The following is a 7,184-nucleotide window of genomic DNA, read 5'->3' as shown; positions in this document are numbered from 1 at the left end:
CCTGGCCCAGCACGAGACCGACGCCGGCTTCGGCCGCGTCCACCCGCCGCTGCGGCCTGGCCTGACCAGCCGGCTCGTCCGCCTGGAACCCCCTCGACGTGCTGCTCAGCGCCGACCACCCGCTCGCCGACGCCGAGCAGCTGCGCCCGGCCGACCTGCGCGACAGCACGCTGTGGACCCCGGCGCCGCTGCACCGGCTGGACTTCCTGCACCGCTTCGCCGACCGGTTCGGCATCCAGCGGCACACCGCCGGTACCAACCTCGGCCTCGACCAGGTCCTGGCGTACATCGCGGACCACCCGGAATGCTTCTACCTGCTCCCCGCCGACGGCCCGCCGCCCGCCGTGCCCGGCGTACGGTCGGTCCCGCTGGTCGAGCCGACACCGCTGTACGCCTGGTCCCTGCTGTGGCGGCCGGGCAGCACCCACCCGGCCCTCCCCGCGCTGGTGCACGCCTTCACGCAGGAAGCCCGACGGCGCCGCTGGCTGGAGTACGACCGCCACCGGGACTGGCTCCCAGTCGAGCCCACCTGACCGCACGACACCGCACTCAGCCCTCGCCGCGGCTGCGCACGTCTGTCATCCGTGCGCAGCCGCGCACCTCAACCCGAACGTCGACAAACCCAAATCACGGCGGAGAAGGCAGTGTGAGGCGCCCGTCGGGTTCGACAGGTGCGCCGGCCGGCCGGCCGTCGGCATGCCGCGCCGGGTCGTGCACCGCGTGCGCGGCGGACACCAGGATCTCGTCGAGTTCGCGGTCGGTGAGACCTTCGTCTTCGAGCAACCCGAGCAGCAGCACCGTCCGCGCGACGATCGCCGCCGGGTCGTCGGGCACCGGCGGACGCTCACCGAGCGCCGCCCAGGCCCGGCGCCTCGGCCAGCCCCGGGTCCACATCGGACCCGGTCGCGTCGTAGCGTTCCCGGGCGGACGCCACGAACCGGATCACCGGCCCCCGATCCTGCCCGGCCACGAACCGCCGCCGCACCGCCACCAGCAGCGCCCCGGCGAGCAGGTCCGCGTACCGCAGCCAGTCCGTCTCGGCAAAGCGGTGCAGCCGCCGCTCGTGGCCGCGCATCCGTCCGGTCAGCAGGCCGCGTAGCGCCGCGTGCGGATCGCTCACCATCGTCGCTCCCAGATCCTCGTGAGTGCGGTTCTGCGCCGGCCCAGCCCGGCCAGTCGAATCCGCCTGCCCGCCAGAACGCTCGCCGCCCGGCAGCCCTGGGCGATCTCCTCGGCGGGGATCGCCGGACTTCGGGGCTCGACCGTGCGCGCTGTGACCGGTTCACCGGTCAACGCCGCCACCGAGCGGTCGAGTCGGCAGCCGCCGACTGCGAGCCGGGCGACGACCAGGTCCAACCGGGTGATCGCCGCCGCGAAGCGCCGGGCCGCGACCGCGTCCGCCAGGTCACGGGTACGCCGGAGCCGGTCCTCGGTCGCACCCAACCGCCAGCGGACCCGAGCGGCCAGCGCGGCGGCCCGGTCCGCGTCGACCCGGGCGGCACGCAGGCCAGCGAGCAGCTCCCCGACCGAGCCCACTGGGTGACCTCGGGCGCGAACTGCCGGGTTGCCGGGTTGCCGGGTTGGCGGTGTGGTTCGTTGCTGTCGGGCTGGGCACTTGGCTCGTCGTTGCCGGGCTGGGGGTTTGGTTCGTTGCTGTGGGGCTGGCCGCCTGGGTCGTCGCTGCCGGCCCGACGGCATAGCGAGTCGCTGCCAGCCCGGCGTAGACCAGGCTGAGCGCTCGCCAGCATTCGGTGACCGCCTCCTGCCAGGGCAACGGTCGGCCGGGCGGCACTACGCCATGCAGTTGAGCGCCGGCCCGATCAGCGGCGGAGATCGTGGCCAGCCAGGCGTCGCGGAGGTCGTTAACGGTGTCGGTGTTCATTCGCCCGCCTCGGCGCTGGACTTGACCAGCAGCGCGAAGCGCACCTCCGCGCACGGGTAGTCGACGCCGCACTCGCAGAGCCACCGTCGTACCACCCGCGGCGGATGGGCGAAGAGGCGTCGTCGGCGTCCTCGACATCCTGCTCGGACACGAGGCGGTGGCGTTCCGGTGGGCTCGATGGATCGGTCGGGCATTCGTCGGGTCGATCGGGCATCGAGGGCTCCCGTCGGTAGGTCTCCTCGCTGGTCACGGTTTTGCTGCTTGTCGTGGTGAGCGTGGGGGCGGCGTCCGGGCACACCCCCGGCACGCCCGGCCGGACAGGGGGACCGACCAACCAGGCGCTTCCTGCGCGGTGGGGAAGAGCCAGCTCCTGGTTTGCAGACCTGGGAGCTGACTGGGGCAAGCTTATATAACAGGTTATGTGAGCGCAAGCACCAACCACACATTGCTTGCTATACAAAGTTCTTCGTGATCGAATGGCAGGGCAGACCTGGGAGACACCAATGCCCGCCAAAGCCAAGTGGGCGCTGATTGCCGACGGCATTCGCGCTCAGATCAAGTCCGGCGAACTCGCGCCGGGCGACAAGCTGCCGTCGACCTCGGAGTTGTGCCGTCAGCACGACGTGTCGGCGATCGTGGTCCGCCAGGCCATCAACGCGCTCAAGATCGAGGGTTTGGTAGAGGGCGTCGGTGGCGTAGGCGTGTTCGTGGCCGAGCGCTGACCGCTCGGCGCGCTGATTTCGGGTTGCCAGTTCGCTCGTCGCTGGCCGCACGCCTTGGCGGATTCGGCGGCGCGAGATCTTGGACAGTTTCCGTCAGCGGAGGACGGAAAGTGTCCAAGATCTACACATTCTGAGTGCTGACACGCGTTCTTCTTGGGCTTGCCGTGCCCCACATGGTGACGATCGGGCAAGCGACGGTCGCGCTGGGTGCGCGGATCTCGTACGCTCCCATGTGGTCTCCGCCGGTGCGGCGGTGGAGGCACTGGTCGACCACGGGGAGGTGCGCGTGAGCGCGGCACAGATCATCGCGAGGTTGGCGGCGGCGTCGCAGAAGCTGGACGAGGCGAAGGCCAAGACCGCAGCGGCAGCCCAGGACGCGGCCGAGGCGCGAGCCCTCGTCGCCGGCGCGTTGGAGGGCGTGGCCGCCGGTCCGCTGGTCGGCATGATCGACTCGTATCGGCAGGCGCTCGCGCAGGCTGCCCAGGGCGGCGACCCGGCCAAGCAGCACGTCCAGGAGACGATCGCCAAGGTCCGAGCGCTGGGAAACTGACCACGGGTGCTTCGTGACCTCGCCGAACTGCTGGCAGCGGCGGCTCGAGGCGACATCTCCAGTTTGGCCGCTCGTGCTGATGTCGTGGGTAACACCTCCGTCCTTGGCGGTTTTCTCCTTACGAGCTTTCGACTTGATGACCAGCGCTGGTGGGACTACCTGGACGAGATCTGGGTGGCAATGGAGCAGACGAGGTGACGGGCGCGCCTGATCCGGGTGCCCGGGACGGTGGGGAACCGGACAGATTTCCCCATTGGTTATCTGCCGCCAGGCGTCGGTGACCTCGCCGCCGAGCGGGTGGAGACCGAGCGGTTCCGGCCTTTCTCGTACGAGGAGTTGAGCGCTCGGGACAAGGTGAACCTCGACATCACCTGGCTCAAGGACGCCTCCCTGGAGGACGCCGACGCGCTGCTACCGCCGGAAGTCATCGCCTAGGAGATCGTCGAAGACCTGGCGGCGACGCTGCGCGAATTCGCTGCATCGCCGACGCTCTGTCCGCCCGTGCCACCCGGGCCACGGAAGCCTGAGCAGCGCGAATCGGACAGGGTGACCGTGCGTGTTGCCCTAGATTGGCGGTGCGATCCGATAGGCTTCTCGGTATGACCGGATCGGTGAGCAAGAAGTCGTTCTCGCTTCCGCAGGACGTGGCGGAGCGCCTGGAGCGTGAGCCCAACGCCAGCGCGTACGTAGTCGACACGATCCGGGCGCGGATGCGTGCCGAGGATCTCGACGCCGAACTGGCCCGCCGGGGCATGACCGTGACGGCGGAGGGGCAGGCCCGTGCCAGGGCCCAACGCGCCCAGGTCGAGCAGGAGTGGTCGCCTGGTCGACGCGCCGCGCTGCGCGACCGTTCCCGCCGCGCGGCCGCCGAAATGCTCGACGGCCCCGACACCCAGGCCCCGGCGGCATGACGGAATTCAACGTGCCTGCGGTTCGGCTGATACTGGACCGGTCCGCGCTGCTCGCCTACGTGGCCGGATCCATGGATGTCGCCGAGCCCATCCACGAGGTGGCCCACGACGGGGTCCGGTTCGGTGTGCCGGCTGTGGTCGCGGCCGAAGTGCTGGCGGTGGTGGACGATCCGGGCGATCGGGCGCTGCTGCACCGACTGCTCGAACGTCCGGCCTGCGCGGTGTTGCCCACCTGGGGTGAAAACTGGCAGGAGTTGGCGTACTGGCGTGTGGTCACCGGTCGGGTTGACCTCGCCGCCGCCGTGATGGCCGTGCTGGAGCACGACGCCTCGGTGCTGACCAGCGAGGGTAAAGCCTACGGCGACGGCGGTGACCTCCCGGTCATTCGCTTTCCTGGCTAGCTCACCACTCAAGGAAAAGCGTCTACCGGGCGACGTCCGAGACACCGGCGACGACGACGCGCCGGCCAGCGGTTCTCCCCGCAGGCCGGCGCACCGCCGACAAGGCTCACTTACGGGTGATGCGGACCGTCTGCTCGAACCGTGGGTAGTCGCAGACGTCCTGGCCGCACAGTTCGAAGCCGCCGCTGACCAGCGCCACTCCCGGATTCAGGGCCAGTCCGCCGCCCTCCACCCAGGCGCGCCCGGTGACGGTCTGCGGCTCTCCGGTGCACGAGTCGAGCGGGGCCCAACCGCCCGCGTACGCGACCCGGTCGCCGGAGCGTTGCCGGACGATCAGTTCGGTGGCGCCGGACAGGCCGGGGTCGCAGGTCACGGTGAGGGTGATGTCCACGGCGACGCCGCGTGCGACGAGGGTCGCCGAGGTGACGTCGACGGTGCTGGCCGCGCTCGCCGGGGTCGGCGTGAGCAGTGCGAACAGGGACAGCCCGAGCAGCGCGGTGGTGGCGGTGATGATGCGGCGCACGTGGTTCTCCTTCGCGGAGCGGGGTTGGGTGCCTCGTTCGGTCACCCTAGCCCCGCTCGGCGTGCGCGAATATCAATGGATGGTGGGATGTTCGCCCACCGTACGTTCGATGGTGACGGTGGATGTCTCAGGAGGCCAGCAGGTCGAGTGGGCCGCCGATGAGGAAGAGCCCGGCCGCCAGCCAGCGGAGCAGGTGCAGTGGTCGGGTCTGGTCGAGCAGTCTGCCGTAGGCGGAGAGCGCGGACCCCCAGAGGCGGTAGCTCACCGCGCCGATGGTCAGACGGACGTCCGGGAAGAACAGGGCGACGCAGACGGCCAGGGCGAGGATCACGCCGAGAGACGTCGACGTCCGCTCCCACACAGCGTCGTCGAGGCGCACCACGCAGACGGCGATCACCGGGACGGCGAGGGCGGCGAGGATGGGTACGACGCTGTTCCTGGTCGCCTCCGCGTCCCGAACCAGGTCGCGTTGGTCGGCGGGCAACTGCTCGGCGATCAGGTTGTTGACCCGCCGCCTGACGTACTCGAACTGTTGTGGACAGAGCGTGGCCTTGTGCTCGTTCCGGCAGGCGTGTTCCCCGGGCAGGGCGGCGATCACGTCCGCGCGAAAGCCGCGGTATTTGGCGAGGGACAGCCGCACGCCTGCGGGCACGGCGGTCGGTGGCCGCGTCGACAGGACCAGTCCTCGGTGGTTGACCATCCGGGCGATGTCACCGTGCACGTCCTCGTGCATCCGGACGAGCCGACCGACCTGGCGCTTGCGCCGCATCCGCTGGAACGTCCGGCCGGCCCGCCCGACGGACGCCGTTCCCCGCTGCCGCAGTCTGCCCGGATCGGCCAGGTCCAGCAGGATGCTGAGCCCGGCCAGGTAGAGCATCGACTTGCCCAGGCGACCCCAGAAGATCATGGTCAGGCCGAGGAGTTCCAGGTGGTCAGTGGGCCTACCCGCGAACCACGCCTCGACGACGTCGATGAAGCCACCCATGCGTGAACTCCGACCGGTAGCGGCAACGGCAAACAGGTCGATGGTCGCAGGCGTGGGAAAGCGACGGTACGGTCAGCCGCGCGAGCGCGGCAGGCAGCACTTCTTGTACTTGCTGCCCGAGCCGCACCAGCAGGTGTCGTTGCGGCCGGGCGGCCAGGCGGTCACACCGGCCTCGTCGAGGCTGTCCGCGTACCCGTCGAGGGTTTCCTCGTCGGTGGGGTCGCTGCCGGCCTCCTGCGCGAAAACCGCCAGACCGTCGACGCTGCCGGCGACCACGCCCAGGTCGGCGCCGCCCAGCCCGGACGCGTCGACGAGGGCGCGTTCGAGCTGGGCGCGGTGCTCGTCCCAGCTGGTCGGGTAGCTGTCGGCGAGGGCCGGCCAGCGCAGCAGCAGGGCGTCGAACTCCGCCTGCGGCCAGAACAGCAGCGTGGCCGGGCCGTCGTCGAGCGCGTCGAGGGCGTGGTTGCTGGCGGCGCGCAACCGGTCGGCGAGGTTGTCGTACTCGTCGTGCGGCAGCCCCAGTTCCGCGCGCAGGTCGTGCCGCCGCTGGGCCAGACCGTAGATCATGGCGGCGGCCGCGTCCTGGGCGTCCTCCGACTCGTGCGGTTGGCTGCGGGTTCGTTCCAGGATCGCGTCGAGCGCACCGGTGAGCCACTCCACAGCGGTCTCGGTGTGGCCGGATTCGGCCAGCTCGTCGATCAGGTAGGTGGCGTCGGGGTCGGTCTCCAGCCGCGGACGCAGGGCGGTCAGCTCGCCGATGCCCTCGTCGGCACGGCCGAGGCGCAGCAGCAGGCCGCCGCGCACCGCCCGGGCGTACGCGTCCTCGTCGGGCTGTTCGGCGATGGCGCGGCTGGCCAGGGCGAGCGCGTCGGCCAGGTCGCCGGCCTGCTTGAGGATGTCGGCGGCGACCAGCAGGGCGTACCCGGTGTCGGCGGGGTCGGCGACCCGGCCCTCGTCGACGGCGCCCACCAGTTCGGTGACCAGCGCCGCGGGGTCGGGGCTGGCGGAGCCCAGCGCGCCGATCTCGTCGATGCGGTTGGCGGTCAGCAACTCGGACATGGGCGCATCCTGACGAACGACGGGTGACGAGCGGCCAGCGTACTCCGGGGCAGGCGGAGCCCAGCGCGCCGATCTCGTCGATGCGGTTGGCGGTCAGCAACTCGGACATGGGCGCATCCTGACGAACGACGGGTGACGAGCGGCCAGCGTA

The 7,184-nt window shown here is 70.8% G+C and carries 13 protein-coding genes; 7 read left to right on the top strand and 6 right to left on the bottom strand.

What is annotated here, in order from left to right:
- Positions 1–98 precede the first annotated feature (98 nt).
- Entirely contained in the window at positions 99–533 is a 435-nt protein-coding gene (locus tag JM949_RS31765; protein ID WP_309232419.1) for a LysR substrate-binding domain-containing protein, read from the top strand.
- A 94-nt stretch (positions 534–627) separates the two neighbouring features.
- Here JM949_RS31765 and JM949_RS31760 read toward each other — a convergent pair whose 3' ends face one another.
- The 3 genes from JM949_RS31760 to JM949_RS31750 are packed head-to-tail and all read right to left on the bottom strand — an operon-like array spanning position 628 to position 1,536.
- Positions 628–834 carry a hypothetical protein gene (locus JM949_RS31760; RefSeq protein WP_203151787.1) on the bottom strand — a complete coding sequence of 69 codons (207 nt, stop codon included), beginning with the start codon at positions 832–834 and terminating at the stop codon, positions 628–630.
- Between the two features lie 10 nt (positions 835–844).
- Positions 845–1,123, bottom strand: a complete 279-nt coding sequence (locus JM949_RS31755; RefSeq protein WP_203151786.1) for a hypothetical protein — start codon at positions 1,121–1,123, stop codon at positions 845–847.
- Positions 1,117–1,536: a hypothetical protein gene (locus tag JM949_RS31750; protein ID WP_203151785.1), complete on the bottom strand. Its 420-nt coding sequence runs from the start codon at positions 1,534–1,536 to the stop codon at positions 1,117–1,119. Before JM949_RS31750 ends, JM949_RS31755 begins: the two co-directional genes overlap by 7 nt.
- 822 nt (positions 1,537–2,358) lie before the next feature.
- Between JM949_RS31750 and JM949_RS31745 the strand changes: the two genes are divergently transcribed.
- From JM949_RS31745 to JM949_RS31720, 6 genes are all read left to right on the top strand, one after another.
- Positions 2,359–2,604: a winged helix-turn-helix domain-containing protein gene (locus JM949_RS31745; RefSeq protein WP_088949319.1), complete on the top strand. Its 246-nt coding sequence runs from the start codon at positions 2,359–2,361 to the stop codon at positions 2,602–2,604.
- A 286-nt stretch (positions 2,605–2,890) separates the two neighbouring features.
- Positions 2,891–3,154, top strand: a complete 264-nt coding sequence (locus JM949_RS39415; protein WP_203151784.1) for a DUF6244 family protein — start codon at positions 2,891–2,893, stop codon at positions 3,152–3,154.
- A 6-nt stretch (positions 3,155–3,160) separates the two neighbouring features.
- A complete protein-coding gene (locus tag JM949_RS31735) occupies positions 3,161–3,352 on the top strand; it encodes a hypothetical protein (RefSeq protein ID WP_203151783.1) in 192 nt (63 codons plus the stop codon).
- A 30-nt stretch (positions 3,353–3,382) separates the two neighbouring features.
- Positions 3,383–3,589, top strand: coding sequence for a hypothetical protein (locus JM949_RS31730; RefSeq protein WP_203151782.1), 207 nt, complete (start codon positions 3,383–3,385; stop codon positions 3,587–3,589).
- Between the two features lie 164 nt (positions 3,590–3,753).
- A complete protein-coding gene (locus JM949_RS31725) occupies positions 3,754–4,065 on the top strand; it encodes a hypothetical protein (protein WP_203151781.1) in 312 nt (103 codons plus the stop codon).
- Complete coding sequence (locus tag JM949_RS31720; protein ID WP_203151780.1) at positions 4,062–4,466, top strand: hypothetical protein; 405 nt, start codon at positions 4,062–4,064, stop codon at positions 4,464–4,466. Before JM949_RS31725 ends, JM949_RS31720 begins: the two co-directional genes overlap by 4 nt.
- A 106-nt stretch (positions 4,467–4,572) precedes the next feature.
- On the opposite strand, the gene JM949_RS31715 is transcribed toward JM949_RS31720, so the two are convergent.
- The 3 genes from JM949_RS31715 to JM949_RS31705 all read right to left on the bottom strand — a co-directional run bounded on the left by JM949_RS31715 (position 4,573) and on the right by JM949_RS31705 (position 7,033).
- Positions 4,573–4,989: a hypothetical protein gene (locus tag JM949_RS31715; RefSeq protein ID WP_203151779.1), complete on the bottom strand. Its 417-nt coding sequence runs from the start codon at positions 4,987–4,989 to the stop codon at positions 4,573–4,575.
- A gap of 127 nt (positions 4,990–5,116) precedes the next feature.
- Entirely contained in the window at positions 5,117–5,974 is an 858-nt protein-coding gene (locus JM949_RS31710) for a hypothetical protein (RefSeq protein WP_203151778.1), read from the bottom strand.
- 72 nt (positions 5,975–6,046) lie between these two features.
- Entirely contained in the window at positions 6,047–7,033 is a 987-nt protein-coding gene (locus JM949_RS31705) for an SEC-C domain-containing protein (protein WP_203151777.1), read from the bottom strand.
- Between the last annotated feature and the right edge of the window lie 151 nt (positions 7,034–7,184).

The organism is Micromonospora tarensis (assembly GCF_016803395.1).
Classification (GTDB): domain Bacteria; phylum Actinomycetota; class Actinomycetes; order Mycobacteriales; family Micromonosporaceae; genus Micromonospora; species Micromonospora tarensis.
Note: the sequence above shows the minus strand (reverse complement) of the source record. Positions and strands in the feature narration are given on the sequence as shown.